Raw genomic sequence first — 25853 nt, 5'->3', positions numbered from 1 at the left:
TCACGGCCGGATCGCGAGCTTTCCCGTGGTGTGGCCTGCCTCCAGGTCCGCGAGAGCCCGGGCACCCTCGGCCAGGCTGTACACAGTGGGCTGCCCCGGGGTGAACACCCCGGCGTCCTTCAGCGTGGACAGCTCGGTCATCAGGCCGGCGAAGATCTCCGGCTCCGACTCGGCGAGCACGGCGATGTGGAGGCCGATGAGGTGGATCTGGTGCCGGAAGACCAGGTCCCAGTTAGTCACGGCCGACTCGCCGCCCGCCAGGCCGTAGACGACCACGCGGCCGGTGACGCGCCGGGCGGCGGCGAGGCTCGGCGTGAAGCTGGTGCCCGCCGACTCCAGGACGAGGTCGGCACCCCGGCCGCCGGTCAGCCGGAGTACCTCGGCGGCGACGTCGGCTGTGCGGTAGTCGAGGACGTGGTCGGCGCCGAGTGCCCGGACCGTGCCGTGCTTGGCGTGGGAAGCCGTGCCGATCACGGTCGCGCCGTAGTGCTTGGCCATCCGCACGGCCGCCTGGCCGACCCCGCCGGCCGCCGCGTGCACGAGTACCGTTTCGCCCGCCGCGATCCGGCCGAGGGGCTTGAGGGCCGCGAGGGCCGTCGCCCAGTTGAGGACGAGGCCGAGGGCCTGCTCCCCCGTCCAGCCGTCCGGTACCGGGGCGGCCTTCGCCGCAGGCATGACCATGTACTCGGCGAAGGCCCCGTGGCCGATCCCGATCACCCTGTCGCCCGCCGTCAGCCCGGTCACCCCGGCCCCGAGCGCGGCGACCTCGCCCGCCGCCTCGAAGCCCGCGAGGTACGGGGCTCGCGGGCCGCCGTGGTACGTGCCCCTGGTCTGCATCACGTCCGCGAAGTTGACCCCGGCCGCCTCGACCCGGACCAGGACCTCGCCGGGGCCCGGTGCCGGTACTGGGGCACTGTCGAGCAGCTGGAGGTCAGCCGGGCCGTGGAGGGTGGTCTGCTGGAGGGCACGCATCGTGCTCGGAATGCTCATGGGCCGACCGTAGGACCCTCACACAAGCGTGAGGGTCAAGCGGCTGTGACGCGGGAGGCCGCAGCCCTGGCCGCCGTGAGGTACGCGTCGAGCGCGTCCCGGTTACGGGTCAGGAAGCCGATCCGCCGGTCGATCAGCTCGCGCTGCTGGGCGACCTCGCCGAGCATGTACTCGCACGGGGTGGCAGGCATCAGCTCCGCCGGCCCCTCCATGTACGGCAGCACCTCGCGGATGATCCGGGTCGGCAGCCCGCAGTCGATCAGGCCCCGGATCTGGCGGACCCGCTCGACGGCGGCCTCGGGGAAGTCACGGTAGCCGTTGGCACTCCGGGCGGGCTGGATCAGCCCCTCCTCCTCGTAGTACCGCAGGGAACGCACGCTGACCCCGGTCAGGCGCGAAAGCTGGCCGATCTTCATGCCTGTGCACGGTATCCCCCCGGGAATCCGTTTGCCGACCGCGCGGGTGACCGGCAGGATCAGCCGCCATGTCCGCAGGCCTGTTCTCCTCCCGTGACTACCGGCTCTGGTGGGCTGGCAACCTCATCTCCACGATCGGCACGGCGATGGCCCTCGTGGCCTATCCGCTGCTGGTGCTGAAGGTGACCGGCTCGCCGCTCCAGGCCGGCGTGACCGCGACCCTCGAAGTCCTGCCCTTCGCTGTGCTCAGCGTGCCGGCTGGCGTGCTGGCCGACCGGCTGCCGCGCCGGGCGCTCCTGGCCGGCTCGGCTCTCGTCAGCGCGGCCTCCGCCGCGTCGATCGCGATGGCCGGGCTGCCGGGCACCTGGCACATCTATCTCGTCGCGACGATCAACGGCCTGGCCGGGATGGTCTACGGCGTCACCCAGATGGCTGTCCTGCCCCGGATCGCCGCTCCCGAGCACCTCGGCCAGGCCGCCACCCAGTCAGAGCTCATCTGGAACCTGTCGTCGATCGCAGGGCCGCCGCTGGCCGGGCTGCTCATGCTCCAGAGCCCCGTCCTGCCGTTCGCCGCGGACGCCTGCTCGTTCCTGGTGGTCGCTTTCTGTGTACTGATGGTGAGAGCGCCCCTCGACAGTCCCCAGCGCACCGCCCCCAGCTGGCGCGCCGACCTGTTCACCGGCGGCCGGCTCGTCCTGCGCGACAGCCGGCTCCGTGCCCTCACCCTGATCACGGTCGCCGGTGACCTGCTGTTCGCCGGGATCGCGGTCCTGATGGCCGTGCTGGTGTCCTCGGACGGTACCGGGCCCGGAGGTGTCGGCGGCGTCTTCGCGCTCGCGGCACTCGGCGGGGTGATCGGCTCACTGGCAGCCAGGCCGATCGAGGACCGGATCGGGCTGCGCGCGGCCGTGGTCGTCCGGGGCTGGGCGACGGCGGCACTGTTCCCGCTGCTGGCCCTGGGCCTGGCCCCGGCCTGGGTCGGTGCGGTCTGGGCCGGGATCAGCGTGATGATCTCGGCGATGAACGTGATCCAGGCCCGCGCCCTGCTCGCGAGCGTCCCCGAGGACGCCCTCGGACGGGTGCAGGGCTTCATGAGCATGCTCGGCTACGGCGTGCTCCCGGCCGGGACTGTCCTCACGGGAGCCTGCCTCCAGGCGGCCGGGCCGCGCGTCACCGTGCTGGTCCTGTCCGGCCTGCACGGCCTCGTGGCCCTGTACGGGACGCTCAGCCGGGGACTGGCGCGAAAACCGTCAGGGCTCCCGGTACACAGCGGACAGTGAGCGGGAAGGGCGCGATCCGCTCGCCGTCGGCGTAGCCGTGCAGGGCCGGGCCGTCGATCACGAGTTCCCGGACGCGCATCGTGCTGACGGCCGGGTGGTGGATGTGCTGACCGGTACGCACCTTGGGCTTCAGGCCGAGCATTGTCAGCCGGCCAGCAACGCCCATCGTCACGTCGAGCAGGCCGTCCGCCGGGTCCGCGCCCTCACAGATCCGCATGCCGCCGCCGTAACTGCGCGTGTTGCCGACAGCCAGCAGTACCGAGTCGGCCTCACGCGGCTCGCCGTCCACGACGAGCCGGTAGCGCAGCGGCCGGAGCCGGAACATCTCCGCCAGGATCGCCAGGTCGTACCGGCTCGGCCCCTTCGGCCAGCTCATCCGGTTGGCCCGCTCGTTGACCAGCGCGTCGAACCCGGCGGCGAGCACGCTCCCGAAGTACGTCCGCTCGTTGATCAGGCCCAGGTCGAACCGGCGGGTCACGCCGGCCCGGATCGCGTCGGCAGCCCCGGCCGGATCTGACGGCAGGCCCAGCCCCGCGGCCAGGTCGTTACCCGTACCGAGCGGCAGGATCCCGAGCGGCACTCCCGTACCCGCTACGGCCTGTAGTGCCAGGTGCACCGTGCCGTCGCCCCCGGCCGCGACCAGCCCCGTCGCGCCACCGTCCACAGCGGACTTCGCGGCGGCGAGAGCCTCGGCGGCGCTCCCGGCCTCCAGCAGCCGATGCGGCCCGAGCCGGTCCAGCAGCTCGGGGAACCGGCCGGCCAGGCGGCCCTTGCCTGCCGAGGGATTGGCGATGACGGCGATCACCGGGTGAACCTAGCGGTAACGTAGCCGGAACGCCAGAGCCGCCCGGGACGTACCCGGGCGGCTCTGGCACGTACTTCTAGATGCTGTCGTCGAAACGGCGGACCGGGCGGGGTGCCTCGACCGGCTCCGGCTCGGCTACCGGCTCCGGCACGTAGTCCAGCTGCGAGGCTTCCTCGTCGCCGAGCTGGCTGTAGTCGGCACCGGCCAGCTGGTTGCGGCGGCGCTTGCGCTTGTCGTTGAGGAAGGCCAGGCCGATGACCCCGAAGTACATCAGGCTCAGGCAGATCGCCAGGCCCGTCATGACGAACGGGTCGGGCGTCGGCGTGACGATCGCGGAGAACAGGAAGAAGAGGAAGACGACCGTGCGCCACCACTTCAGCAGGTTCTGGGCGCTGACGATGCCCGCCAGGTTCAGCATCATCGCCAGCAGGGGGAACTCGAAGGCCACCCCGAAGATGAGCATGAAGTCGGTGACCCAGTCGAAGTACCTGGTCAGCTCGAGGCCGTTGGAGACCGGGTCGTCGGCGCCGGGCAGCAGGAACGCCAGGCCCTTGCCGACCACGACGTACGCCAGGGTCGCGCCGGCCAGGAACAGCGGGGTCGCCGCGGCCACGAAGGCGTAGGCCCAGCGCTTCTCCCGCTTGTGCAGGCCTGGCGCGACGAACGCCCAGATCTGGTACAGCCAGACGGGAGCCGAGAGGATCAGGCCCGCCCACATGGCGACCTTGAGCTTGAGCAGGAAGAAGTCGGCCGGCCCGAGGTTGAACATGCTCGGGTCCTGGCCCTTGGGGAACAGGTCGATGTAGGGCTGCTGGACGAAGCGGATGATGTCCTCGGCGAAGGCGATCATCGCCACGAAGCCGACCATCGCGCCCAGGAAGGCCTTCAGCAGCCGGTTCCGCAGTTCGCGGATGTGCTCCATCAGGGGCATGGAGCCGTCGGCGGCGCGTTGCGCCCGCGCCGCCGACCTCTTACGCAGGACGGGGCTCACAACCGGTCAGGGGTGCCGGTCAGATGCTGGTGTCGCGCTGCGCGGCTGGCGGCTGCTGGACCGGCGGCACGGCCGGCGGGGCGGCTGCCGGGGGCACAGCGGGAGCCTGCGGGGCCTCGGTGTAGGCCTGGGTTTGAGCCTGCGCGTTCGCCTGGTTGCCGTCCTCGGAGAGGCCCTTGGTCTCAGCCTTGATGATCCGCATGGAACGGCCCAGCGAGCGGGCAGCGTCCGGAAGCCGCTTCGAGCCGAAGAGCAGGATCACCGCCACGATGATCACAGCCCAGTGCCACGGCTGCATGCTTCCCATAGGAACCTCCAAAGCTCGTCAATGCAGTTCCATCGTACGCACTACCCCGGTAGAGGCCCGCACACGGCGGAGCGCCTGTGGATCCGCCGGGCAATCCTCGCGAAGGCCAAGCGAAACGTCAACCTCCCCAGGGTATACGGAGGGTGACGGCAAGAAGATGTGATGCGAGCGTTACTGTTAGGTCTGCTTACCGTTGTGGCAGCTTCTGTTGTACCACGGCCAGCGTCTCCTGCATCTCGGCGATCCGGCCCTGGAGCAGCGCGACGTCGCCCTGGGTCCGCTGCAGCCGGACCACGGCCAGCTGGAGCGGCTTGAGCCGCTTCACGAGCGGCAGGCAGGCCAGCACGAGCAGCACGAGGCCGGTGAGGAACCCGGCCAGAAGCGTCCACCAGATCACGCCATGACCCTAACCCGCCAATCCGCCCGGCGGGGCGGGAGGGTGCTACTCGGGGCGTGCGCTCAGTGCTGGCTCCGCCTCGTACACGGCGAGGGCCTGGCGGGCCGCCTCACCGATCGAGGAGACCAGCTCCGGCGGGCCGAGAGCTGTCACGTGGCCGCCGAGGCCCAGCAGGAGACGGCGGGCCCAGGCCAGGTCGCCGGCCCGCATCCGGACCAGCCAGTCACCGTTGGGCTGCGGCTCCACCGACTCGCACGGGTAGTACTCGGCGACCCAGCGGGCCGGGCGCTGGATCAGCAGCGTGATCAGCGGCAGCTCGGGCGTGAGCTGGAAGGCCTTCGTACCCCGCTCGGCCGGTACTGCCCACGACGGCGGGTCGGCCTGCTCGTCCAGCTCGGTCAGCTCGTCGATCCGGTCCGCGCGGAACAGGCGGACGGCGCTGGCGAGGCGGCACCACGCCTCCAGGTACGTGCGGCCGTCGGCCATCAGCAGGCGCAACGGGTCGACGGTGCGCTCGGTGACGGCGTCGCGGCGCGCGGTGTAGTACGTGATCCGCAGTGCCCGGCCCCGCTCGAAGGCCCCGCGCAGCTGCTCGGCGCGTTCCGGCTGCTCCGGCATGCCGACCGCGATCGCCGGGCCCGAGTGCGCGACCTTCTCGATCTTCGCGAGGGTACGGTGCACGACGCCCCGGTCCATCGAGCCGGGCAGCTCGGCCAGCAGGCGCAGCGCGACGTCGAGGGCGACGGCCTCGTCCGGGGTGAGCCGGAGCGGGCGGCCGATGCCGGCGTCGTACGTGATCGTGACGCTGTCCTCGTCGAACGCCATGTCGATCAGGTCACCCGGGCCGTAGCCGGGCAGCCCGCACATCCACAGCAGTTCCAGGTCCTCGCGGATCTGCCGCTCGGAGACCCCGAGGTCAGCGGCGGCGTCGGCCAGCCGGATACCGGGCCTGGCCAGCAGGTACGGGACGAGGTTCAGGAGCCGGCCAAGCCGGTCGGCACTCGGGGTCACGCCACTACCTCGCTTCGGACGGTGTGCGCGCAGGCCAGGTTCGTGAGGACCTTGACGACCGCGTCGCGCACCTCGGGGGGATCGAGCACCACGAGATCCGGCCCGTACCCGGCGAGCAGCTCCGCCAGGTGCTCCGGATCGGAGTAGGCCAGGGTCGCCACGTCGCCTTCGAGCCGGTCGGCGCGCCGCCGGATGCCGTTGGCCCGGCCGGGCAGCAGCCGCACGGTCGCCCGGCCCGTCCGTTCCACCGGGCTCGCCGTCGAGAACCTGGCCACGTGGTCGATCAGGTCCACGCCCTCCGGCACGGAGAACGCGCCCGGCTCGCCGGCCGCGCGGACCTTGCCGACCACTCTGGACAGCCGGAAGCACCGGGCGGCCCGCCGGTCGAGGTCGTGGCCGACGACGTACCACCGCCCGCGCCAGCACACCGCGCCCCACGGCTGGAGGCGGCGGGTGCGGGGGGCGTCCTCCGCCGGTACCTGGTAGTCGAAGTTGATGATCCGGCGCTCCCGGACAGCGGCAGTGACCGGATCGAACGCGGGCTCGACGCTCATCTGCGGCTCGATGCCCAAAGTCGCGTGGGGGTCGACGTCGATCCCCGCCGCGCGCAGCTTCACCAGGCCGGAGGACGCCGCAGCGGCCAGGCCCGCGTCCCGCCACAGCTTCGCGGCGATGCCGACGGCCGCGGCCTCGTCCGGTTCGAGCTCGACCTCGGGCAGGGCGTAGTCACGCTGCGCGATCCTGTACCCGGGCTCGGCGTCGAACACGCTCGACGTCCCCGTCTCCAGCGGCACGCCGAGCATCCGCAGCTCGGCCTTGTCCCGCTCGAACTTGCGCTGGAAGGCCTCATGGTCCTTCGGGAGGGACGGATCGTGCTCGTAGCCGGGCACTGTCTGCGCGATCTGGGCGGCCGTCAGGAACCGCCGGGTGGACAGCAGGCAGATCACCAGGTTGACGAGTCGCTCTGTGCGGGTCCGGGACACCTGTTCGACGTTAGCAGGGTAGGTTGCGGGGGTGCTGCGCTGGCGATCCGGAACCGTGGAACTCATCCGCCGCTCGTGGAGGGGCGCCGTCGAGCTCGACGTCACCCTGGACGGCGGAGGCATAGCCCGCGCACTGGCATACCCGGTGATGGTGGGCGAGCCCGTACCCGGCGACCGGGTCCTGCTCAACGCCGGAGCGCTCGACCTCGGCCTCGGTACCGGGGGGTACGCGCTGGTCGTGGCCCTGCCCGACCGGCTGCCACCCGACCGGCCGGGGCCCGGGCACGTGGTGAAGGCCCGGTACACGCCGCAGCAGGTGATCGTGCTGGCCGCCGACGAGGACGACTCCCCGCACCGCGCGGCGCTCGCCGACGCCGACGACCTCGGCGGCCTGCCGGTACTCGTCGCCGACCTCCACTCCGCGCTCCCCGCCCTGCTGGCCGGGGTGCTCGCCGACCGGCCAGCCGCTCGCGTCGCGTACGTGATGACCGACGGCGGTGCCCTGCCGGCCTGGTTCTCCCGGAATCTCGACGCGCTGTCCGGGCTGCTGGCCGGGACCGTCACGGTCGGGCAGGCCTTCGGCGGCGACCTCGAAGCCACCAACACGCACTCCGGCCTGCTGGCCGCCCGGCACGCGCTCGGTGCGGACGTGGCGATCGTGGCACAGGGGCCGGGGAACCTCGGCACCGGTACGACGTGGGGCTTCTCCGGCGTCGCGGCCGGCGAGGCGATCAACGCGGCGGCCACGCTGGGCGGGCGGCCGATCGGCTCGGTCCGGCTGTCCACTGCGGACCCGAGGCCACGGCACCGCGGCGTCTCGCACCACACGCTGACCGCGTACGGGCGGGTGGCGCTCGCGCCGGCCGACCTGGTACTCCACGAGGGCTGCGATCCGGCCTTCGCCGAGCAGCTCACGCCGCTGCTGGGACGGCACCGGCTCGTGCACGTCAAGCCGGACGGGCTCGACGCCGCCCTCCGCGCGCTCCCGGTGAAGCTGTCGACGATGGGCCGGAGCCTCGACCAGGAGACGGACTACTTCCTCGCCGCGGCGGCAGCCGGGCGGCACGCGGCATCACTCATCTGAGCTCCGCGCGGCCCGGCCGCCGGCACCGCTCAGCGGAGGGGCTGCATCCACAGCGGGTTCAGCTCCTGCCACATCTCCATCGACGGGAACACCTGACCGGCGTTCCGCGAGTTCTCGCGGACCTTCGCGTCGAAGAGGCTCTTCAGCGACTTGCGGGGTAACCGGTGCTGCTCGGACATGATGCCCTCCTAGCGCTGCGACTCGCTCCGCCCCCGTGGCGGCCAGGAGAAGAACGCTATCCGCGCTCCGGGAGCCGATCGTCAAACCGGGGTTGTGAACAGCTGTACACCCGTGGGTGGAGACGGCGGAGCGGCGGCTACGCGGAGAAGATCAGCCAGGCCCAGGCGGCGAGGACCACCACCAGCAGGACGGCGAGGAGCCAGGTGGGCACCCTGTGGCCGCCCTCGCGGTTGCGGCGGATCTCGGCCGCGATCTTGGCGCGGCGGCGCTGCATGCGGCCGGTGATGAAGTCCGGGCGCTCGGTTTTATCGTTACTCATGGCGCTGCCGAGCCTACAACCCGCCGCCCACCCCAGCCAGCCGATCGCTGGTCACGGATCAGTTACCGGTGGCATACCGCCCACAACAGCACACAGCCCCCGGAACCTCTCCCGGGGGCTGCGCTCAGTGCCTGGTCACATGCTCGCGATGAGCTTGTCGACCCGCTCGTCGTGTGCCCGGAACGGGTCCTTGCACAGCACCGTGCGCTGCGCCTGGTCGTTCAGCTTGAGGTGCACCCAGTCGACGGTGAAGTCCCGCCGCTTCTCCTGGGCCTGGCGGATGAACTCGCCGCGCAGCCGGGCGCGGGTCGTCTGCGGCGGGGTCTCCTTCGCCTCGAAGATCTGGAGGTCGCCGACCACCCGGTCGACCACGCCCCGCTTCTCCATCAGCGCGTGCAGGCCACGGCCGCGCCGCAGGTCGTGGTAGGCCAGGTCGAGCTGGGCGACCCGGGGGCTGGACAGCGGCAGGTCGTGCCGCGCCTGGTACCGCTCGATCAGCCTGAGCTTCGCCACCCAGTCGATCTCCCGCTCGATCCGGCTCAGGTCCCCGGCCTCGACCGCGTCGAGCACCCGGCCCCACAGCTCCAGCACCCTGGCCGTCGTCGGGTCGTCGCCCCGCTTGGTGAGGAACTCGACGGCCTTCGAGTGGTACTCCCGCTGGATCTCCAGCGCGCTCGCGTCCTTGCCGCTGGCGAGCTTGATCGGGCGGCGGCCGGTGATGTCGTGGGACACCTCGCGGATCGCCCGGATCGGGTTCTCCAGGGTGAGGTCGCGCAGGACGACGCCGGCCTCGATCATGCGGAGCACGATGTCGGCGGTGCCCACCTTGAGCAGGGTGGTCACCTCGTTCATGTTCGAGTCACCGACGATGACGTGCAGCCGCCGGTACCGCTCGGCGTCGGCGTGCGGCTCGTCGCGGGTGTTGATGATCGGCCGGGACCTGGTGGTCGCGGACGACACGCCCTCCCAGATGTGCTCGGCGCGCTGCGACAGGCAGTACACCGCGCCGCGCGGGGTCTGGAGCACCTTGCCGGCCCCGCAGATCAGCTGCCGGGTGACGAGGAACGGGATCAGCACGTCGGCCAGCCTGCCGAACTCGCCGTGCCGGGAGACCAGGTAGTTCTCGTGGCAGCCGTAGGAGTTGCCGGCGGAGTCGGTGTTGTTCTTGAACAGGTAGATGTCGCCGGCGATGCCCTCGTCGTGCAGCCGCTTCTCTGCGTCGACGAGCAGCCCTTCCAGGATCCGCTCGCCGGCCCGGTCGTGCGCGACGAGCTCGGAGACCGAGTCGCACTCCGGGGTCGCATACTCGGGGTGGGAACCAACGTCAAGGTAGAGCCGCGCGCCGTTGCGGAGGAAGACGTTACTGGAACGTCCCCACGACACCACGCGGCGGAACAGGTAGCGCGCCACCTCGTCCGGGGACAGCCTGCGCTGCCCGTGGAACGTGCAGGTGACCCCGTACTCCGTCTCAATTCCGAAGATGCGCCGGTCCATGTAGTGACCTTACCGGCCGGCAATGACAATGTGACCGCTCAGACACCGTACGTTTTCGGGTCGGGATCGCGCGGCACCGGCAGGCTGCGGTAGAAGGCCTGGCAGACGGCGTACGACGGGAGCACGCCGCTGGCCGCCGCCTCGGCGAAGCTGGGGGCCGCGAGGTCCTTTTCGGACAGGATCAGCTCGGAACGCGCGATCGGGAAGTCCAGCCCCAGCTCCGGGTCGAGCGGCGAGATCTCGTGCTCTGCCTGCGGCGTGTAGGGCTCGGAGCACAGGTACACCAATGTGGTCTGGTCCTCCAGGGCGCAGATAGCGTGGCCCAGCCCCTCCGCGAGGTACACGGCGCGGCGGCCGGTGGTGTCGAGGCGGACGGTGCGGTGCTGGCCGAAGGTGGGCGAGCCGGTGCGCAGGTCGATGACGTAGTCGATGACGGCCCCGCTCACGCAGGTCACGTACTTGGCCTGCCCCGGCGGGGTGTCCGCGTAGTGCACGCCGCGCACGGTGCCACGGGCGGAGACGGAGATGTTGGCCTGGGCGAGGCCGAGCGGGTGGCCCGCCGCCGTGCCGAACTGGTCGGCCCGGTACCACTCCATGAACATCCCGCGCCGGTCGGCGTGCGCTACGGGGGTGATCACGAAGGCGCCGTCGATGCCGAGGGATTCGATACGCACGGTCAGTTCTCCCATAGGGTTCCGTCACTGTGGTTACCGTGCGCAGCCTATCCGGTACTGGCCGCCCGGATCGGCCCTCGGACGCCGTCGTACAGTGAACGCCATTACTGTCCTGGAGGTGCGGCGTGCGGCTTACCGTCGTCACGGCAACGATCGGCTTCACGCTGCTCGTGATCATTTTCGAGCTGCTCCGCCGCCGTCAGCTCCGGGAGAAGTACGGCATCCTGTGGCTGCTCGTCGGCCTGGCCGTGCTGCCGCTGGCCGTGCTCCCCCGCCAGCTCGACCGCCTGGCCAACGCGCTGGGCATCGTCAGCGGTGTCAGCCTCGTGCTGTTCCTCGCGGCGGCGTTCCTGCTGCTCGTGTGCGTGCACCTGTCGTGGGAGACGTCCACCCTGGAGGAGGAGACCCGCACGCTGGCCGAGGAGGTGGCCCTGATGCGCGCCCGGCTGGAGGACCTGGAGGGCCGGCTCGAAGGGGCCGTGGCGGTGAAGGACGGCGGCAGGTGAGCGTGCAGCGGCACCGGCAGGACCGCCGGGGACCGTCCGCCGGGCTGATCGGCGGCGGCCTGCTGGTCGTTGCCGTGATCGGCGGGCTGGTGGCGGCGTCGGTGACCTGGCGCGCGCCGATGCCGGGCTCCCGGCCGGACCCCGAGTCCGGCGACTGGGCGATGAGCACGCCTGCGCTGACGGCCGACCCGTCGATCGGCGTCTTCTTCACCCCAGAGGGCCAGCGCCTGTGTACCGGCAGCGTCGTCCGCAGCCCGCAGCGCAACATGGTCGCCACCGCCGCGCACTGCGTGCCCGACGGCGAGTTCCTCTTCGTACCGTCCTATCACGACGGTCAGCGCCCGCTCGGCGTGTGGCGGGTCGTGGCCCGGTTCGTCGACGAGCGCTGGACCGACGAGGAGGACGAGAACTTCGACGTGGCGTTCCTCCAGGTCGCCGACGTCTCGGGCTCCCGGCGGATCGAGGACGTGACGGGCTCGCACGAGCCGGTTTTCGACACCGGGTTCGAGCACCAGATCCGGATGACCGGGTATCCGGCGGACAAGGAGAACCCGGTCGTCTGCGAGACGCGCACCAGCCAGCAGGACGAGTTCCAGCTCCGGATCGACTGCGAGGGCTTCACGACCGGCACGAGCGGCGGGCCGCTGCTGTCCGGCGGGAAGCTGGTCGGGGTGATCGGCGGGTACGAGGGCGGCGGGGACACCGCTGACGTGTCCTACAGCGCCTACTTCAGCGCCGCGATCGGCAAGCTGTACGCGCGGGCCGCGTCGGCGTGACAGCGCCGGATCAGGCGTAGATCCACTTTTTCGAGACGAAGTAGTTCGCGATGAACAGCGTGCCGGTGCAACAGGCCTTCGCGATCAGGTACGGCGTGCCGAGGGCCGTGAGCGCCGCGACCAGGGCCACCGTGACGGCGAGGTTCGCGGCGACGAGGCACGTGTAGCGGAACAGGTGCCGCCCGGCCCCGCCCGTGGCCTGGAAGACCCAGGTGCGGTTCAGGGCGAAGTTGACGAAGAAGGCGACGGTGAATGCCGTGGCCGTCGCGAGTGGCAGCCACACTCCGGCCACGCCGTGCAGGAGGTAGAGCGCCGCGAAGTCCACGGCGAAGCTCAGCCCGCCGGCCAGCAGGAACCGGAAACTCACGGTCGCCAACGGTACGCGATGGCTGCCGGGCCCGGAGATCCGCGGTGGAAAGTTCATGTGCCGTTGGCCTTGCTGGATCTTGCCTCGTTACGCGCGGATCGGCCAGGCTTGCACCCACTTTCCACCCCCACGCGCAGGCAGCCGCCCAGGAGGCAGTGTGTCCACATCCGCCAATCTGATCGTCAACCCGGGAGCCGAGACCGGCCCCGGCGGAGGCGGTTCCCCGGCCGGGCAGATTCCCGGCTGGCAGGCCGCTGAGGGCGGTGTGGCCGTCATCCGGTACGACACCGGCGGCGGCTACCCCGGCCCGGGCGACCCCGGGCCACCGGACCGTGGCGTGAACTTCTTCGGCGGCGGGACCTCGCCGAAGTCACGGATCACGCAGGAGGTCACGCTCCCTGACCAGGCTGAGATCGACGCCGGCCTGGCCAGCTACCGGCTGGGCGGCTGGTTCGGCGGGTACGCGGGCCAGGAGGACAGCGCGCAGCTGACCGCCGAGTTCCTGGGCGCGAGTGGCCAGGTGCTCGGCTCGGCGACCGCAGGGCCGGTCAGCGCCTCCGACCGGGGCGGCGTGACGAAGCTCCTGGAACGCTCGGTGACCGCCGCGATCCCGGCCGGTGCCCGCAAGGCCCGGCTGAGCCTGCTGTTCACGCGCAAGGGTGGCAGCTCCAACGACGGGTACGCCGACTCGCTCACTCTCACGGTGACCGTGGGCGCGCCGCCGTCCGGCAACCTGATCGTGAACCCTTCGGCGGAGGGCAGCGCTGGCGGCTCTGGCGAGCCGAGCGCCACGATCCCCGGCTGGATCACTGTGGAGGGTGCGGCGTCGGTCGTCCGGTACGGCACGTCCGGCGGGTACCCGACCGCGAGCGACCCGGGGCCGTCCGACCGGGGCGCGAACTTCCTGGCGGGCGGCAACTCGGCCCGTACCCGGCTCGCCCAGACCGTCACGCTGCCGGGCGTGGCCGACATCGACGCCGGCCGGGCGCGGTTCACGTTCGGCGGCTGGCTCGGCGGGTACCTGACGCAGGAGGACGGCGTCCGGCTGTCCGTCGAGTTCCTGCCGGCGTCCGGCCCGCCGCTGGGGCTGGTCGTGCTCGGCCCGGTGACCTCGGGTGACCGGGGTGGCCGTACCGGCCTGTTCTACCGGTCGGCGACCGGCACCGTCCCGCCGGGCAGCCGGACCGCCCGGGTGCTGCTGCTGTTCGGCCGGGCCGGCGGTACCTCCAACGACGGCTACGCCGACGCCCTCACCCTCACCATCGGAGCCGCATGATGTCCCTCAACCGCCGTGACCTCCTCGCCGCCGCGCTGGCAGCGGGCGCGATGGGCGCCGCGTGGCCGCTGATGCCCGGCATGGGCCCGAAGGCGGCACACGCAGCGGCCCAGGCGCTCGGCGCGAGCTGGGACCCCGCGCCCTTCACACTCGGCGTCGGCTCCGGCGACCCGCTGCCGACCAGCGTGGTGCTGTGGACCCGGCTGGCCCCGCAGCCGCTGGCCGACACGCAGCCGCTCAGCGACATCGTGCAGGTGGACTGGGCTGTCTCGACCGACCCGGCGATGACGGCCGTCGTGGCCTCCGGTTCCGTGGCCGCGAGTGTGCTGCTCGGGCACAGCGTGCACGTGCCGGTGCACGGGCTGACGCCCGGCCAGCGGTACTACTACCAGTTCGCGGCGCTCGGGCAGAAGAGCGTGGTCGGCCGGACGAAGACCGCTGGGGTCGGCGCGCTCAGCCAGGTACGCTTCGCGACGCTGAACTGCCAGAACTACCAGTCGGGCGAGTACTCGGGCATGCGCGAGATCGCCGCCGACAGCTCGATCGACTTCGTCGTGCACCTCGGCGACTACACGTACGAGCACACGGAACTCGGCACCCAGTACACGCTGAACGACTACCGCAAGGCCCACGCGCTCTACAAGGGCGATCCCCTGCTGCGCGCGGCCCACGCGGCCCACCCCTGGTACCTGACGTGGGACGACCACGAGGTGGTGAACGACTACTCTGGTTCGAGCGCCGACGCGCCGTTCATGGCACGCCGGGCTGCGGCCTACCAGGCGTGGTACGAGAACCAGCCGCTGCGGATCGACGGGACGGACACCGCGCTGCCCGACCCGCAGATCTACCGGTACCGCCAATGGGGTGACCTGCTGGAACTCGTGGTGCTGGACCTGCGGCAGTACCGTTCGGCGCAGAACCTCAGCGACGGCACGATCCTCGGCGCGACGCAGAAGCAGTGGCTGCTCGACCGGATCGGCGGCCGCAGCGGCGGCTGGCACGTCTGGGCCAACTCGATCATGCTGGGCCAGCTGCGCAGCGGCCCCGGCGGCGGCTACATGTTCACCGACCAGTGGGACGGCTTCCTCACCGAACGCAAGGACATCCTGACCAGGGCGCACGCTGCCGGGCTCTCCGACTTCGTCACGGTCACCGGCGACTGGCACAGCGCCTTCGTCCAGGACCTGCGGCCGGACTTCGACAACACGTCCTCGCCCGTGATCGGCACGGAGTTCGTCGCGCACTCGATCACGTCCAGCGCCTACTCCTCGTCGTGGAACGCCGCGAACGGCCCGAAGATGGGCGCTGGCAACCCGCATCTCCAGTACTTCGAGGGCAACCGTTACGGCTACGACCTCTACCACGTGACCCCGCAGCGGTTCACCGCTCACATGCGGGTCACGGCGGACCGGGCCGACCCGAGCGCGGCGATGTCCACTGTGTCCACCTGGCACGTGGACCGTGGCCGGGCGGGAGCGTACGAGGACCCGGCGACGAAGAGCCTCCCGGCTCAGTACCGCCGCAACCCGTAGTCACGAGGAAGCCCCCGTCTCACGGCGGGGGCTTCTCCGTCCGCCTCAGGCTCACGGGTACATGTCCTGGAAGGCTAGGGTCATCCCATGACCGAAGCCCAGCCCGAATCGTCCCTGTGGAAGATCCACGATGAGCGCCTGGTGGACGACACCCGGCGGGCACGGGTCAGCATCGCCTCTGTCGAACTCCCGAACGGTGTGACGTTCGAGCAGTGGGTTCTACGTCTGCCGAAGGCGTCGATCGTCGCCGTGGTTGACGACCAAGCGCGGGTGTTGATGCTCTGGCGTCATCGGTTCATCCCTGACCGTTGGGTGTGGGAGCTGCCGGGCGGGTACGTGGATGAGAACGAGCCGCCGGAGGTAACGGCAGCCCGTGAGGTTGAGGAAGAGACTGGCTGGCGTCCGGAGGGCTTGAAGTTGCTTGCTGCGGTACAGCCGATGGTCGGCACGGCCGACGCTGAGAACCTTCTCTTCGCTTCGGAGGGAGCCACCTACACCGGCAGCCCGGCGGACATCAACGAGGCTGCCCGAGTTGAGTGGGTGCCCCTCTCATCGGTCCTTGGCCTGATCGCAGAAGGAAAGATCATCGGTGCCGCCTCTGTCGCCGCGCTTTGCCACGTACTAGCCACGCGCGGGAGCGTAGCTGTCGAGTAGAACCCGTGCGTCCCGCCGGAACTCGATCACGCCTGGTTCTGTCTCGAATGGCTGGAATCTGGTGTACAGGTCGGCAAGGTAGTCAACCGCTCGCTTCGACTTCAGACCCGCCGTCAGGGCGAGAGCCGTCCTGGCCGATTCCAAGGCCGCAACGGGCTCTGTGTCCTGAAGGTGTGCCCGTGCGAGTAGTGCCAGGTTGAATGCCCTGCCGCGTACATACGACGAGTCCATGTCCAGCGATCGCTGTGCAAAGCGGATAGCCCGCCGGGTTGGCTCCCGGCCGGTCATCGTGACGAAGGTGTGCCCGAACTTGGCAGATAGGTAAGCCTCATCGAGGTACCGGATCCAGCTCGGATCTTGAGATCGGTCCGCCTGCTCAAGACTCGCCTCTGCGAGGCCGACGGCGCGTGCCGCTGCCCGGTCGTCTCCCGCAGTCGCGTGTGCGTGGGCTGCCATTGCCCCGGCCTCTGCCACCAGGGCGGGAACTCCAGCGGAACGAGCTGAACGTGAAGCGGCTTCGGCTAGCTCGACGGCTTCGGCAGAGGCCCCAAGGTAGGTGCACTGATGACTCATGGCCGCAAGGATTTCGGCCTCAAGGGAGACATCCTCTGCCGCGCGGGCAAGCTGGAGGGCTTGGGCCAGGTACCGCCGAGCCACGCTGTGCAAGCCAGCGTCGTAGCTCATCCAACCAGCAAGCTGAACTAGTTCGGCTATCGCGCTGGACAGGCTGAGTCCCACCGAAGCGCTGTACCGACCGTCTTTGAGCAGAGGTATCACGTCACTGTCTAGATAGCGGCTGGCAGCTTCCCGCGCTTGGTCGCCCCCAAACCGGTTGTCTAGTTGTCGGAAGGTAGACGTGACAGCTCGTACGGACTCCACATCGGGCTCCCCAACGCGGCGGCCCTTCGTCGATCCTTCCGGCGTTTGCCAGGCGGGCAAAGACATGAGAAGCCCGCCCGCAGCAAGGCCCAGCGCTTCCCGGCGTTCCATGAGTGCCTTCCCTACTGCCTGCTCATACGCCTGCACAACCCACACCGTGACAGGCTTCGATCCTGACTCGACGTTGTAGAGGTACTTGGCGCTGAAGCGGCCGGCCGCAACTTGAGGCACGGTCAAACCAGCCTCTTTTCTATGTAGTTTCAGCGCGTGCCGGTCGGGAAGCTGCATACCTACCTCGTGAGGTGAACTTCGGGGGATACTCGCCTGCTTCAACGATGGTCTCCGGTCAGGGACGCTGTGTCTATGGGCGCCAAGCGCCCTGTGAGCGTCCCCCGTTGGTCGGGTAGGCAGGAAAGTCCAGGTTCCAGCCCTGCTGACAGCCCTTGGCCATGCGATCACAGCGAAGAGCACCGGCGGGGGCTCGCTCACCCAAGCTCCCCGGCTGGCGTGTCCCGATCACCGATGCGCCTTCCCACGCTGAGTGACCGCACGCGCGCCAGCCGGGGTTTCCACTGTGGAGGCGATGTGAAGCTCTTTCCCGTTCAGGAGGCGTCCGCTTCGGAGGTCGGCATCCTCTGCACGAGTGCTGCCGGATGCCTGGATCTCCGTGGCCAGCAGGTGGAACGGGTCGCACCGTACGCCCGGCTGGATGGTGTCGCGTACGTCCGCTGCGACGTGTACTCCTCGATCGCCCCGCTGTACCACCCGGCGTGTGAGCGCTGATGCCAGGAAGAGACACCAACCCGACCCCGATGGTTGAGAGCGAACGGAAGCTTGATGTCGCTGAGAAGCGCATAACCCCTTCGAGGCGTGCGGCTTGATCTCGATCTCCGTCGGGCCAACCCGGACGCGGCGATGTGCACCGTGTCCACCTGGCGCGTGGACCGTGGCCGGGCCGGCTCCTACGAGGAAGCCCCCGTCTCACGGCGGGGGCTTCTCCGTCCGTCTCAGGCTCGCACCGTGCCCGTAGACTGCGGGGCCCCGATGGATCCATCTCAAGGAATACGGTTTGAACACGATCCTGCTCTGGGTGGCCGTCGCAGGTCTTCCGGTGACTGTCCTGAGTGCGCTCTTCGCCTGGCGGGCCCTGTATCCGCCCAGGCGGAGACTCGTTGTCAGCTTCGGCCGGCCGGTACCCCTCCTCGCCAGCTCCGGAGGACGGCTGCCGGACCTCGCGGTCACGGTGGCCGGCGAGCCCGTCACCAGCCCGCACGTGCAGACGATCACAGTGGACTCCACTGGGCGTCACGACGTGCTGAACAGCCAGTTCGACGCAGGCCGCCCCATCGTCTTCGACCTGGGTGTCCCCATCGTCAAGGTCATCAGGCTGCACGCGGCCAGCAAGACCGGCGAGCGGGCCGAGGAGCCCATGACCAGGACATCCAGGAACGAGCTGCGCCTCGGCCCCGGCCCGATACCTTCCGGCACGCGTCTCACCATCGAGCTGCTGACGGAGGGCGCCCCGCAGCCGCACATGTCCGAGCGCCTGTCAGACACCGAGGTTGTGCAGACGGCCGGGTTCTCCGGCCGCTCAGCCAGTACGCGGAAGTACTGGATCGTGGCGGGGCTGATGGTCGGGTCGGCCATCGCCGCGCAGGTAGCAGGGGTTCTCACCTATCTGAACCAGGAGTGAGAGTCCCGCCGGGTACCGGAAATGGATTGTGCTGGTTGCGATCATGACCGCATGACCTGGACCGCACCCACGATCGAACGCAGGCCCCGCACCAACATGGCCGATACCGAGCTGGCCACCCTGCGTGACTTCCTCTACAGGCAGCGCACCTATCTGCTGATGAAGTGCGCCGGCCTCACCGCCGGGCAGCTCAAGACGGCCTCGGCCCCGCCGTCCAGCCTCACGCTGCTCGGCCTCGTCCGGCACATGGCCGAGATCGAGCGCTTCTGGTTCCGGGTGAAGTACGGGCAGCTCGACCTGCCCGACATCTACTCCACACCGGAACTGGAGGGCGGCGACTTCGGCCTCGTGGCGGACGCCGACCCCGAGGCGGACTTCGCCACCCTGCTCGCCGAGCAGGAGGCCGCCGACGCCGTGACCGCCGGGCGGGACCTCGCCGAGCCGGTGGCCGACGACGGCGCCCCGACCGGCCAGGTCAACCTTCGCTGGGTGTACCTGCACGTGATCGAGGAGTACGCACAGCACAACGGGCACGCCGACGTCATCCGCGAACGCCTGGACAGGTCCTAGGGGTCAGAAACCCGAGACGGGGCGGAGGAGGGCCGCGAAGTCCTTGTAGTACAGGACTTCCAGCCCGGCTCCGGTCCGCTCGGCGTTCAGCCGCATCGCGCGGCCGAGGTCCGCCACGCTGATCTCGTGGTACTGGGAGGGCAGCGCCCACGAGACCTTCGGGATGACGGCCTGGTAGACGGTGTCGCGCCAGCCGTACCGGCTCTGCGGCGTGGTCAGCAGGCTCGGCCGGAACAGGCTGACCCGGCCGAAGCCCGGTGCGCTCATCGCCGCCTCGGCCATGCCCTTGACCCGCAGGTAGAAGGCCCGCGAGCTCTCGCTGGCCCCGACGGAGCTGAGCAGGCTGATGTGCCCGGCCCCGGCGGCCTTCGCTCCCCTGGCGAACGCCGCCGGGTACTCGACGTCGACCCGGAGGAAGTCGGCCCTGGACTCCTTGCTGGGCTGGCCCATGCCGAGGGTGCAGAACGCGACCGTGCACCCGGCGCCGGCCTCGGCGGTCGCGGACTCCAGGTCGCGGAGGTCGACGACGTGCTGGGTCAGGCCCTCACGCTCCGGGCCTGCCCGGCGGCCGAGGCTGACAACCTCGGTACACGCAGGCGAGGCCAGCAGCTCGCTGACCAGCGAGGAGCCGACAGCCCCGGTGCCACCGACGACCACAGCCCGATAGGTACCCATGCCGCAAGGATAGGTGCCTGGCGGCCTCAGAAGCCGGGTATCCGGGCCGCGTCGCGGTACTCGACGGGGGCCATCGGGCCGGGGCCGAGCACGGTCAGCGCCGCGGCGTAGCCCGGACCGCCGTCCAGGTCGGCCATGCTCGCCTCGACGATCGCCCCGCCCGGGTAGCCCAGCAGCCTCGGCGGCTCGCCCGGCGGGGTCACCCGCACCTCGGGCAGGGAGGCGGTCAGCCCGTCGCCGGTCGCCTTGAGGACCGACTCCTTGCGGGCCCAGTACGTGTAGAAGACGGACGTGCGCTCCGGCTCCGGCATGGCCTGCCAGGCGGCGAGCTCCGCCGGCGCGAGCATCATGCCGGCCACCCCGTCGCGGGCGGCCCCGGTGACCTGCTCGATGTCGAGGCCCAGCTCGGTACCCTCCGCGAACGCGACCCCGATCCGGTCACCGGAGTGGCTGACCGAGAACTTCCACGCGCTGCCCGGCACCCGTGGCTTGCCGTGCGGCCCGGCGCACCGTGAGCACTCCCGGTCGATCTCCAGCTCCGCGGGCCCGGCGCCGGTCAGCTCCGCCAGGACGGCCCGGGTGATCGCGCAGCCCACCGCGAACTGCGCCTGTGCGTTCGGCGCCTTGTACGCCGCCCAGCGCTCCCGTTCGGCTGGGCTGAACCACTCCCGGTGCTCCGGCCGGGCCTGGCCGGTCGTCGCCCACACAACTTGGATCACCACAGCCGGATTGTGCCACCCCGTTCTATATCGATGACCGAGTACCGTATCGGGATGATCACCGAACGCCTCCTGCTCCGCCGCTGGCAGCCCTCCGACCACGAGCCATACGCCGCGATGAACGCCGACCCGGCGGTCATGGAGCACTTCGTGTCGACGATGACCCGGGAGCAGTCCGACGCCCAGATCGCCGCCTTCGAGGAGCACTTCGAGACCGAGGGTTTCGGGCTGTGGGCTGTGGAGGTCCGGGCGACCGGCGAGTTCGCCGGCTTCACCGGGCTCAAGTGGCAGCGGTTCGAGGCGGAGTTCACCCCGGCCGTGGAGATCGGCTGGCGGCTGGCCAGGAGCGCGTGGGGGCACGGGTACGCGACGGAGGCCGCGAGGGCCGCGCTGGCCGCCGGGTGGGAGGCCGGGCTGGACGAGATCGTCTCCATGACGGCCACCAGCAACCTGCGCTCGATGGCCGTCATGGAACGCATCGGCATGACGCGGGACCCGGCCGGCGACTTCGACTTCCCGACGATCCCGGCCGGGCACCCCCTGCGGCGTCACGTGCTCTACAGGATGGCCCGGCCGGAAGGGGCCTGACGGCTACTGCCAGTCGCCCGGGTTGCACACGAACTGGGTCGAGACCTGGTGCTTGATGCCGGCCGCGTCGTAGTAGACGACCGCGACGGTGACCGAGGTGTTGCCGATGCAGGTGCGGCTGATGTGGCTCTTGTTGTCCAGCTGCGGGTAGTACACGTTCTTGAGGTACCACTTGGTGCCGGTGCCCGGACCGGTGAAGTCGCAGAAGTAGGTCGAGGCACCCGACTCGCACCACACGGCGGGCTCGGCGGCCTGAGCGGCGGCCGGGATGGTCATCGCGCCGATCCCGGCGGCGAGGGCTGCTGCGGACACGAGGCGGCCCAGGGACATACGCATTGTTCACTCCATAGTGGTTGGTGATTGGTGCGTGCCCAGTCTGTGCCGTGACCCGGGGCCGTTCAGGATTCCCGAACGAACAGCCGGTGTTCCCGAACGGGCAGCGGGCGGGACGTGGCCCGCCGAGGACGGCGATCCGTACGCTGCCGTCAGCGGCGGGCCACGTTTTCGCAGGTCAGGGGCTGGTGGTCAGCCGATCACGGCCAGTCGCCCGGGTTGCAGACGAAGTTGCGGTTCACCTGGCCAGGCGTACCCCCGATGGTGTACGTGACAGAGACCCGCACGACGGTGTTGGCCCGGCACGAGCCGTAGATCGTGTACTGCCCGTCGAAGCCCGGGTAGTGGATGCTGTTGACGTACCACTTCGGGTTCGATCCGCCGTCGAAGTCGCAGATGTAGCTCGACCCGCCGGTGTCGCAGTGGATGTACGGTGCGGCCTGGGCGGCCGCCGGAATCGCGAGGGCACCGATACCGGCCGCGAGCACGGCGGCTGATGCGAGACGGCCAAAGGACATGCGCATGTTTTCCCTCCACAGTGGTGGGTGATACGTGCGCCCCATTCTGGGCCAGGCCGGGCCGCCGTGGTGGATTCCCGAACGACTTTCGTCGATACCTGGCGTGCCTAGTCTCCGCCGGGCGCGATGCCGGTGTGCAGGGTGATGAAGGGGGCCATCAGCTCGGCCATCGCCCTGGCCGTCAGCTCGGCCGGGCCGCTGGGCAGGATCACGTGGCTGATGCCGAGGCGGGTGACCGACTCGGCGAGCAGGCCGACGGCTGCCGGGTCGACGTCCGGCCAGGTACGCAGGATCAGGCCGGTGAGGAAGGCCGTCGCGGCGTGCAGCACTGGCTCGCCGTTCACCGTGACCAGGCCGAACAGTTCGTCGTGCCGCTCGATGCTCTTCACCAGCGGATGGTCGGCCGTGGTGTCGAGGAAGACCCGGAAGGCCGCCGTGATCGCGGCGTGCGGGTCCGAGGCATGTGCCAGCACGGCCTGCTCCACCTCGCCGAGGAACCGGTTGACCTCCCGCAGCACGTACTCCTGGGCGAGTGCCTGCCGCGAGCCGAACTCGTTGTACACCGTCTGGCGGCTCACCCCGGCCACGCCGGCGATGCCGGCCATCGTGACCGCGCCCCACGGGGTGGTGCGGAGCAGTTCACTGACGGCGTCGAGCACGCTCGTGCGGATGGGGCTGGTCACCGGCCCATTCTAGTAACCGATGATCACGGGCCGTCTCCTCCGCCGCTGTCCGGCAGGTGACGGCCATCGGTCCCGGGATTCCCGACACCTGCTGGATGCCTGGACGGGGCCTCGGGGGCTGTGATGGACGCATCCCTATCCGCACCCCCTCAGCGGAGAAGCAGATGCGTAACAGGACACTCGGCGCGGTGTGCTCGGCCCTCCTGGCCGTGACGGCGCTCGCCGCGCCAGCACAGGCAGCCATCACCTCCCCGGCGGAGCAGTGCCGGGTCGCCGCCCCGCCGGAAGGCTGGCCGGGTGGCGGCGTACCCGGCTACAACACCCGGCTGCACCACGGGATCGACACCGACTGGGCGAACCAGGCCCGGCCGATCGGGGACGTGCGGGCGATCATGCTCTTCGTCGACTTCCCGAACGCCCGGGCTTCGGGCAGCACTGCCACCTACTACAACCATCTCGTACCCGGCAGCACGCAGTTCTTCCGCGACGCGTCCTACGGGCAGTTCCGGCTGACGGTGGACGCGCCGCAGCGCTGGTACCGGATGAGCCGTAACGATCGGGACTACGAACTCGGGTACATCGTCACGCCCGAGGTGCAGGCGCGCTACATCAGCGAGGCGATGCGGCTGGCGGACGCGGAGGTGGACTTCAGCAGGTACCAGCTGGTGTATGTCGTGCCCTCCCGCAACGCCACCGCGATCCCCTACTCCCCCGAGTGGAACGACTACCGGGGTGCCGTGGTCTTCGACGGCCGCGTGTTCCGCAACGGCGTGACCTTCGGCCAGGACGCCTGGCACTGGGGTTACAAGATCCTCAACCACGAGACCGGGCACGACACGGGGCTGCCGGAGCTGTACAACGCCACGGGCAGCGGCCGGACGTTCCAGTTCACCGGCGACTGGGGCGTGATGGGCAACATCGCGGCCGAGGCGCCGGACTTCCTCGCCTGGGAGAAGTGGAAGCTGGGCTGGGTCACCGACAGCCAGATCGCCTGCGTACTGCCCGGCGAGTCCCAGGTCGTCACCCTGTCCCCCATCGAGACGGCCGGTGGCCGCAAAGCCGTGGTCGCGAGGACGGGACGGTACACGGCCTGGGTCGCCGAGGTCCGGCAGCGCACCGGAGTGGACTCGGCGGCGTGCGACAAGGGCGTCCTGGTGTACAAGGTGGACGCTTCGCGGGCGAATGGCTCGGGGTCGATCCGGGTGGCCGACGCGCACCCGTCGACAGGCGTCTGCGGCGACCCGCTCAACGACGCCGCCTACGACCTCGGCCCCGGTGAGATCCGCACGTTCTCCGACCCCCAGAGCCGGACGCGCATCGAGCTGCTGGGCACGTCCGGTGGCGGCTACACCCTCCGCGTCAGCCAGTAACCCCTCAACTGGAGTCACCATGATCAGGAAAGCACTCGCCGTGCTGCTGTTCGGCACGGTACTCACGACAGCGCCAGCGCTCGCACAGGCCGCCGACCCGAGCGCGGACTGCAAGCTGCCCAGCCGCACGTTCCTCAGCGAGGGCACCACCAACTGGGCCAGTTTCCCCCGGCCGGTCGGCAGGCTGCGCGTCGCGCTGCTCTTCCGGGGCATCGGCAACCCGGCTGCCGAGGTCAGCAGGCTCAAGCCCGCCGAGCAGTGGTTCGGGACGAGTTCCTACGGGCGGTACACGCTGGAGCTGGTCCAGGGCCCCAGCGTGACCCTCGACGCCACGCCGCCGGGGAACCTGACCGGTGACGTGGCCGCGCCGGTCACCGGGTCCGGGCTGGCCGCCTCCACGGTGTGGGGCCGGGCAGCCGAGCAGGCGGACTCGCGGTTCGACTTCTCGGCGATCGACAGCGTGTTCCTGGTGGACGCCGGGACCTCCCGCTCGTACGCCGAGTTCGAGAACGTCACGCTGGACGGGAAGACCATCAGGGCCGGGGCGACGCTCGGTACCGACTGGCCGGGCCACCGGCACCTGCTGTTCGCCCACGAGCACGGGCACACGATCAGCCTGCCGGATCTCTACGGCGGTACGGGCGGCCACGGCTACATCGGCGGCTGGGACCTGATGGGCAACCTCGGCGGCCCGTCGCCAGACCTGTTCGCCTGGCACAAGTGGAAGCTCGGCTGGCTGGACGACCAGCAGGTTTCCTGTGTCCGGACGTACAACACGGCCACCGAGCAGACGATCACGCCACTGGAGACGGCAGGCGGGACGAAGGCGATCGTGGTCCGGTACGCCGACACCCGCGCCTACGTCGCCGAGGTCAGGACGCGGCGCGGCAACAACAGCGCCTCCTGTGACACCGGGGTGCTGATCTACTCGGTCGACTCGGCCGTGCAGAGCGGCTCGGGGCCGGTCAGGGTGAAGGACTCCCGGCCGGGCTCCGGCGGCTGTTCCGGCCACGAGTTCAACGACGGGGCGTGGGATCCGGGGCAGACGTTCACCGACAGCGCCGCAGGCGTGAAGATCCAGGTGCTGAGCCAGTCCGGGGAGAACTACGTCGTGCGGGCCACGTATGGCACCGTCACCGGGTCCACAGTGTTCTCCGACGACTTCGAGACGGCGAAGGGCTGGACGGCTGGTACCGGCGACACGGCCACCACGGGGCGCTTCGAGCGCGGCGACCCGGAGGCGACAGTGTTCAACGGGACGACGTACCAGCGCGGGGACACCACGTCGGGTACGAGTGCGCTGGTGACCGGGCGGCTGGCTGGCGCGGACGCGGGCACGTACGACGTGGACGGCGGGCTGACGAGCATGCGGTCTCCCGAGATCACACTGCCGGCGGGGACGGTCACGCTGACGTTCCGCTGGTACCTGGCGCACGCGGACAACGCGACGGCGGCCGACTACTTCCGGGTCAGCGCCGGCGGCAGGGTGCTGTTCGAGAAGAGGGCCAGCGCCAGCCACGCGGCCGGAGCCTGGCAGTCCGGCAGCGCTGACCTGTCGGCGCTCGCCGGGCAGCGCGTGCAGATCACAGTGGAGGCCGCCGACGCCGAGGGCGGGAGCCTGGTCGAGGCCGCCGTGGACGACGTGCGGATCACCGTCGCGTGACGGTACGGCGGAAGTCCTTCCTACATATGCAGGAAGGACTTCCGTCATCTGCCGGAAGATCTGGCCGCTGTCCTGCTGCCAGACTCAACCACCCCGAGGACCACCCTTCCCTCGAAAGCA

32 protein-coding genes are annotated in these 25853 nt (G+C 70.3%); 13 read left to right on the top strand and 19 right to left on the bottom strand.

Translation table 11 applies throughout. The annotated features are described in order from the left end of the window. Both A3G1_RS0126080 and A3G1_RS0126075 read right to left on the bottom strand, forming a co-directional pair. Positions 1-990: an NADPH:quinone oxidoreductase family protein gene (locus A3G1_RS0126080; protein ID WP_018352443.1), complete on the bottom strand. Its 990-nt coding sequence runs from the start codon at positions 988-990 to the stop codon at positions 1-3. 35 nt (positions 991-1025) lie between these two features. After that, positions 1026-1406, bottom strand: a complete 381-nt coding sequence (locus A3G1_RS0126075) for a MerR family transcriptional regulator (RefSeq protein WP_018352442.1) — start codon at positions 1404-1406, stop codon at positions 1026-1028. A gap of 68 nt (positions 1407-1474) precedes the next feature. On the opposite strand from A3G1_RS0126075, the gene A3G1_RS0126070 reads away from it, so the two are divergent. Continuing rightward, positions 1475-2686 (top strand): MFS transporter, encoded by a 1212-nt coding sequence (locus tag A3G1_RS0126070; protein WP_018352441.1) that lies wholly within the window; start codon positions 1475-1477, stop codon positions 2684-2686. Here the strand turns inward: A3G1_RS0126070 and A3G1_RS0126065 are convergent. From A3G1_RS0126065 to A3G1_RS36930, 6 genes are all read right to left on the bottom strand, one after another. Further along, positions 2631-3491 (bottom strand): diacylglycerol/lipid kinase family protein, encoded by an 861-nt coding sequence (locus A3G1_RS0126065; protein WP_018352440.1) that lies wholly within the window; start codon positions 3489-3491, stop codon positions 2631-2633. The genes A3G1_RS0126070 and A3G1_RS0126065 overlap by 56 nt on opposite strands. 76 nt (positions 3492-3567) lie before the next feature. Continuing rightward, positions 3568-4482 (bottom strand): twin-arginine translocase subunit TatC, encoded by a 915-nt coding sequence (gene tatC / locus A3G1_RS0126060; RefSeq protein WP_026212528.1) that lies wholly within the window; start codon positions 4480-4482, stop codon positions 3568-3570. Positions 4483-4501: 19 nt separating this feature from the next. Further along, complete coding sequence (gene tatA / locus A3G1_RS42145; RefSeq protein WP_018352438.1) at positions 4502-4789, bottom strand: Sec-independent protein translocase subunit TatA; 288 nt, start codon at positions 4787-4789, stop codon at positions 4502-4504. A 187-nt stretch (positions 4790-4976) separates the two neighbouring features. After that, positions 4977-5186, bottom strand: coding sequence for a hypothetical protein (locus A3G1_RS0126050; RefSeq protein WP_018352437.1), 210 nt, complete (start codon positions 5184-5186; stop codon positions 4977-4979). Positions 5187-5231: 45 nt separating this feature from the next. After that, a complete protein-coding gene (locus tag A3G1_RS0126045) occupies positions 5232-6197 on the bottom strand; it encodes a helix-turn-helix transcriptional regulator (protein WP_018352436.1) in 966 nt (321 codons plus the stop codon). Beyond that, the gene (locus A3G1_RS36930; RefSeq protein WP_040479816.1) at positions 6194-7180 is read right to left on the bottom strand and encodes a helix-turn-helix transcriptional regulator; all 987 of its coding nucleotides are present in this window, start codon (positions 7178-7180) and stop codon (positions 6194-6196) included. Before A3G1_RS36930 ends, A3G1_RS0126045 begins: the two co-directional genes overlap by 4 nt. Before the next feature lie 31 nt (positions 7181-7211). Here A3G1_RS36930 and A3G1_RS0126035 point away from each other — a divergent pair, with 31 nt between their 5' ends. Then, complete coding sequence (locus A3G1_RS0126035) at positions 7212-8264, top strand: DUF3866 family protein (protein ID WP_026212527.1); 1053 nt, start codon at positions 7212-7214, stop codon at positions 8262-8264. Positions 8265-8293: 29 nt separating this feature from the next. Here A3G1_RS0126035 and A3G1_RS40860 read toward each other — a convergent pair whose 3' ends face one another. The 4 genes from A3G1_RS40860 to A3G1_RS0126015 all read right to left on the bottom strand — a co-directional run bounded on the left by A3G1_RS40860 (position 8294) and on the right by A3G1_RS0126015 (position 10931). Further along, positions 8294-8443 carry a hypothetical protein gene (locus A3G1_RS40860; RefSeq protein ID WP_018352433.1) on the bottom strand — a complete coding sequence of 50 codons (150 nt, stop codon included), beginning with the start codon at positions 8441-8443 and terminating at the stop codon, positions 8294-8296. A gap of 137 nt (positions 8444-8580) precedes the next feature. Beyond that, entirely contained in the window at positions 8581-8763 is a 183-nt protein-coding gene (locus A3G1_RS0126025) for a hypothetical protein (protein ID WP_018352432.1), read from the bottom strand. A 135-nt stretch (positions 8764-8898) separates the two neighbouring features. Further along, on the bottom strand, positions 8899-10257 hold the full coding sequence (gene pafA / locus A3G1_RS0126020; RefSeq protein ID WP_018352431.1) for a Pup--protein ligase: 1359 nt from the start codon (positions 10255-10257) through the stop codon (positions 8899-8901). Between the two features lie 38 nt (positions 10258-10295). Next, positions 10296-10931, bottom strand: a complete 636-nt coding sequence (locus A3G1_RS0126015) for a dTDP-4-dehydrorhamnose 3,5-epimerase family protein (protein WP_040479913.1) — start codon at positions 10929-10931, stop codon at positions 10296-10298. 125 nt (positions 10932-11056) lie between these two features. Between A3G1_RS0126015 and A3G1_RS0126010 the strand changes: the two genes are divergently transcribed. Together A3G1_RS0126010 and A3G1_RS36925 are read left to right on the top strand one after the other, a co-directional pair. Beyond that, complete coding sequence (locus A3G1_RS0126010) at positions 11057-11437, top strand: DUF2304 domain-containing protein (RefSeq protein ID WP_018352429.1); 381 nt, start codon at positions 11057-11059, stop codon at positions 11435-11437. Continuing rightward, a complete protein-coding gene (locus A3G1_RS36925; protein WP_018352428.1) occupies positions 11434-12213 on the top strand; it encodes a trypsin-like serine peptidase in 780 nt (259 codons plus the stop codon). Before A3G1_RS0126010 ends, A3G1_RS36925 begins: the two co-directional genes overlap by 4 nt. Before the next feature lie 10 nt (positions 12214-12223). Here the strand turns inward: A3G1_RS36925 and A3G1_RS36920 are convergent, their stop codons facing one another. Further along, a complete protein-coding gene (locus tag A3G1_RS36920; RefSeq protein ID WP_157641414.1) occupies positions 12224-12580 on the bottom strand; it encodes a GtrA family protein in 357 nt (118 codons plus the stop codon). A 157-nt stretch (positions 12581-12737) separates the two neighbouring features. On the opposite strand from A3G1_RS36920, the gene A3G1_RS41520 reads away from it, so the two are divergent. The 3 genes from A3G1_RS41520 to A3G1_RS0125985 all read left to right on the top strand — a co-directional run bounded on the left by A3G1_RS41520 (position 12738) and on the right by A3G1_RS0125985 (position 16042). Further along, positions 12738-13856: a hypothetical protein gene (locus A3G1_RS41520; RefSeq protein WP_018352426.1), complete on the top strand. Its 1119-nt coding sequence runs from the start codon at positions 12738-12740 to the stop codon at positions 13854-13856. Beyond that, entirely contained in the window at positions 13853-15388 is a 1536-nt protein-coding gene (locus tag A3G1_RS0125990; protein WP_245563597.1) for an alkaline phosphatase D family protein, read from the top strand. Before A3G1_RS41520 ends, A3G1_RS0125990 begins: the two co-directional genes overlap by 4 nt. Positions 15389-15475: 87 nt before the next feature. Next, positions 15476-16042 (top strand): NUDIX hydrolase, encoded by a 567-nt coding sequence (locus A3G1_RS0125985; protein ID WP_018352424.1) that lies wholly within the window; start codon positions 15476-15478, stop codon positions 16040-16042. On the opposite strand, the gene A3G1_RS40845 is transcribed toward A3G1_RS0125985, so the two are convergent. Next, the gene (locus A3G1_RS40845; RefSeq protein WP_157641413.1) at positions 16010-17209 is read right to left on the bottom strand and encodes an NsdA family TPR-like regulatory protein; all 1200 of its coding nucleotides are present in this window, start codon (positions 17207-17209) and stop codon (positions 16010-16012) included. The two genes, A3G1_RS0125985 and A3G1_RS40845, sit on opposite strands and share 33 nt — an antisense overlap. Before the next feature lie 297 nt (positions 17210-17506). Here A3G1_RS40845 and A3G1_RS0125975 point away from each other — a divergent pair, with 297 nt between their 5' ends. The 3 genes from A3G1_RS0125975 to A3G1_RS0125965 all read left to right on the top strand — a co-directional run bounded on the left by A3G1_RS0125975 (position 17507) and on the right by A3G1_RS0125965 (position 19184). Next, positions 17507-17704, top strand: coding sequence for a hypothetical protein (locus tag A3G1_RS0125975; RefSeq protein WP_018352423.1), 198 nt, complete (start codon positions 17507-17509; stop codon positions 17702-17704). Between the two features lie 286 nt (positions 17705-17990). After that, positions 17991-18614 carry a hypothetical protein gene (locus A3G1_RS0125970; RefSeq protein ID WP_018352422.1) on the top strand — a complete coding sequence of 208 codons (624 nt, stop codon included), beginning with the start codon at positions 17991-17993 and terminating at the stop codon, positions 18612-18614. Positions 18615-18665: 51 nt separating this feature from the next. Next, positions 18666-19184 (top strand): DinB family protein, encoded by a 519-nt coding sequence (locus tag A3G1_RS0125965; protein ID WP_018352421.1) that lies wholly within the window; start codon positions 18666-18668, stop codon positions 19182-19184. Between the two features lie 3 nt (positions 19185-19187). On the opposite strand, the gene A3G1_RS39060 is transcribed toward A3G1_RS0125965, so the two are convergent. Together A3G1_RS39060 and A3G1_RS36905 are read right to left on the bottom strand one after the other, a co-directional pair. After that, the gene (locus A3G1_RS39060) at positions 19188-19859 is read right to left on the bottom strand and encodes an NAD(P)H-binding protein (protein ID WP_018352420.1); all 672 of its coding nucleotides are present in this window, start codon (positions 19857-19859) and stop codon (positions 19188-19190) included. Positions 19860-19885: 26 nt separating this feature from the next. Continuing rightward, positions 19886-20581: a 4'-phosphopantetheinyl transferase family protein gene (locus tag A3G1_RS36905; protein WP_157641412.1), complete on the bottom strand. Its 696-nt coding sequence runs from the start codon at positions 20579-20581 to the stop codon at positions 19886-19888. A gap of 30 nt (positions 20582-20611) precedes the next feature. Here A3G1_RS36905 and A3G1_RS0125950 point away from each other — a divergent pair, with 30 nt between their 5' ends. Continuing rightward, positions 20612-21166 carry a GNAT family N-acetyltransferase gene (locus A3G1_RS0125950; protein ID WP_018352418.1) on the top strand — a complete coding sequence of 185 codons (555 nt, stop codon included), beginning with the start codon at positions 20612-20614 and terminating at the stop codon, positions 21164-21166. 3 nt (positions 21167-21169) lie between these two features. Here A3G1_RS0125950 and A3G1_RS0125945 read toward each other — a convergent pair whose 3' ends face one another. The 3 genes from A3G1_RS0125945 to A3G1_RS0125935 form a co-directional block, all read right to left on the bottom strand. Further along, positions 21170-21502 carry a hypothetical protein gene (locus tag A3G1_RS0125945; RefSeq protein WP_157641411.1) on the bottom strand — a complete coding sequence of 111 codons (333 nt, stop codon included), beginning with the start codon at positions 21500-21502 and terminating at the stop codon, positions 21170-21172. Positions 21503-21699: 197 nt separating this feature from the next. Continuing rightward, a complete protein-coding gene (locus tag A3G1_RS0125940) occupies positions 21700-22023 on the bottom strand; it encodes a hypothetical protein (protein ID WP_157641410.1) in 324 nt (107 codons plus the stop codon). A 101-nt stretch (positions 22024-22124) separates the two neighbouring features. Next, complete coding sequence (locus A3G1_RS0125935) at positions 22125-22700, bottom strand: TetR/AcrR family transcriptional regulator (protein WP_018352415.1); 576 nt, start codon at positions 22698-22700, stop codon at positions 22125-22127. Positions 22701-22864: 164 nt separating this feature from the next. Between A3G1_RS0125935 and A3G1_RS0125930 the strand changes: the two genes are divergently transcribed. Both A3G1_RS0125930 and A3G1_RS39055 read left to right on the top strand, forming a co-directional pair. Then, positions 22865-24070 carry a M6 family metalloprotease domain-containing protein gene (locus tag A3G1_RS0125930; RefSeq protein ID WP_018352414.1) on the top strand — a complete coding sequence of 402 codons (1206 nt, stop codon included), beginning with the start codon at positions 22865-22867 and terminating at the stop codon, positions 24068-24070. A 19-nt stretch (positions 24071-24089) separates the two neighbouring features. Next, a complete protein-coding gene (locus A3G1_RS39055; protein WP_018352413.1) occupies positions 24090-25733 on the top strand; it encodes a hypothetical protein in 1644 nt (547 codons plus the stop codon). The last annotated feature ends 120 nt before the right edge of the window (positions 25734-25853 follow it).

Source organism: Longispora albida DSM 44784 (assembly GCF_000379825.1).
Taxonomy (GTDB): domain Bacteria; phylum Actinomycetota; class Actinomycetes; order Mycobacteriales; family Micromonosporaceae; genus Longispora; species Longispora albida.
Note: the sequence above shows the minus strand (reverse complement) of the source record. Positions and strands in the feature narration are given on the sequence as shown.

Bases quoted from the DNA above. Each gene is read 5' to 3' on its own strand.
- A3G1_RS0126025 (WP_018352432.1), bottom strand. From the start codon at position 8,763: ATGAGTAACGATAAAACCGAGCGCCCGGACTTCATCACCGGCCGCATG.
- A3G1_RS39055 (WP_018352413.1), top strand. From the start codon at position 24,090: ATGATCAGGAAAGCACTCGCCGTGCTGCTGTTCGGCACGGTACTCACG.
- A3G1_RS0125930 (WP_018352414.1), top strand. From the start codon at position 22,865: ATGCGTAACAGGACACTCGGCGCGGTGTGCTCGGCCCTCCTGGCCGTG.
- A3G1_RS40860 (WP_018352433.1), bottom strand. From the start codon at position 8,443: ATGTCCGAGCAGCACCGGTTACCCCGCAAGTCGCTGAAGAGCCTCTTC.
- A3G1_RS0126080 (WP_018352443.1), bottom strand. From the start codon at position 990: ATGAGCATTCCGAGCACGATGCGTGCCCTCCAGCAGACCACCCTCCAC.
- A3G1_RS0125990 (WP_245563597.1), top strand. From the start codon at position 13,853: ATGATGTCCCTCAACCGCCGTGACCTCCTCGCCGCCGCGCTGGCAGCG.
- A3G1_RS0125965 (WP_018352421.1), top strand. From the start codon at position 18,666: ATGACCTGGACCGCACCCACGATCGAACGCAGGCCCCGCACCAACATG.
- A3G1_RS0125945 (WP_157641411.1), bottom strand. From the start codon at position 21,502: ATGCGTATGTCCCTGGGCCGCCTCGTGTCCGCAGCAGCCCTCGCCGCC.
- A3G1_RS0126070 (WP_018352441.1), top strand. From the start codon at position 1,475: ATGTCCGCAGGCCTGTTCTCCTCCCGTGACTACCGGCTCTGGTGGGCT.
- A3G1_RS39060 (WP_018352420.1), bottom strand. From the start codon at position 19,859: ATGGGTACCTATCGGGCTGTGGTCGTCGGTGGCACCGGGGCTGTCGGC.
- A3G1_RS0125950 (WP_018352418.1), top strand. From the start codon at position 20,612: ATGACCGAGTACCGTATCGGGATGATCACCGAACGCCTCCTGCTCCGC.
- pafA (WP_018352431.1), bottom strand. From the start codon at position 10,257: ATGGACCGGCGCATCTTCGGAATTGAGACGGAGTACGGGGTCACCTGC.
- tatA (WP_018352438.1), bottom strand. From the start codon at position 4,789: ATGGGAAGCATGCAGCCGTGGCACTGGGCTGTGATCATCGTGGCGGTG.
- A3G1_RS0125985 (WP_018352424.1), top strand. From the start codon at position 15,476: ATGACCGAAGCCCAGCCCGAATCGTCCCTGTGGAAGATCCACGATGAG.
- A3G1_RS0125940 (WP_157641410.1), bottom strand. From the start codon at position 22,023: ATGCGCATGTCCTTTGGCCGTCTCGCATCAGCCGCCGTGCTCGCGGCC.
- A3G1_RS40845 (WP_157641413.1), bottom strand. From the start codon at position 17,209: ATGCAGCTTCCCGACCGGCACGCGCTGAAACTACATAGAAAAGAGGCT.
- A3G1_RS0126075 (WP_018352442.1), bottom strand. From the start codon at position 1,406: ATGAAGATCGGCCAGCTTTCGCGCCTGACCGGGGTCAGCGTGCGTTCC.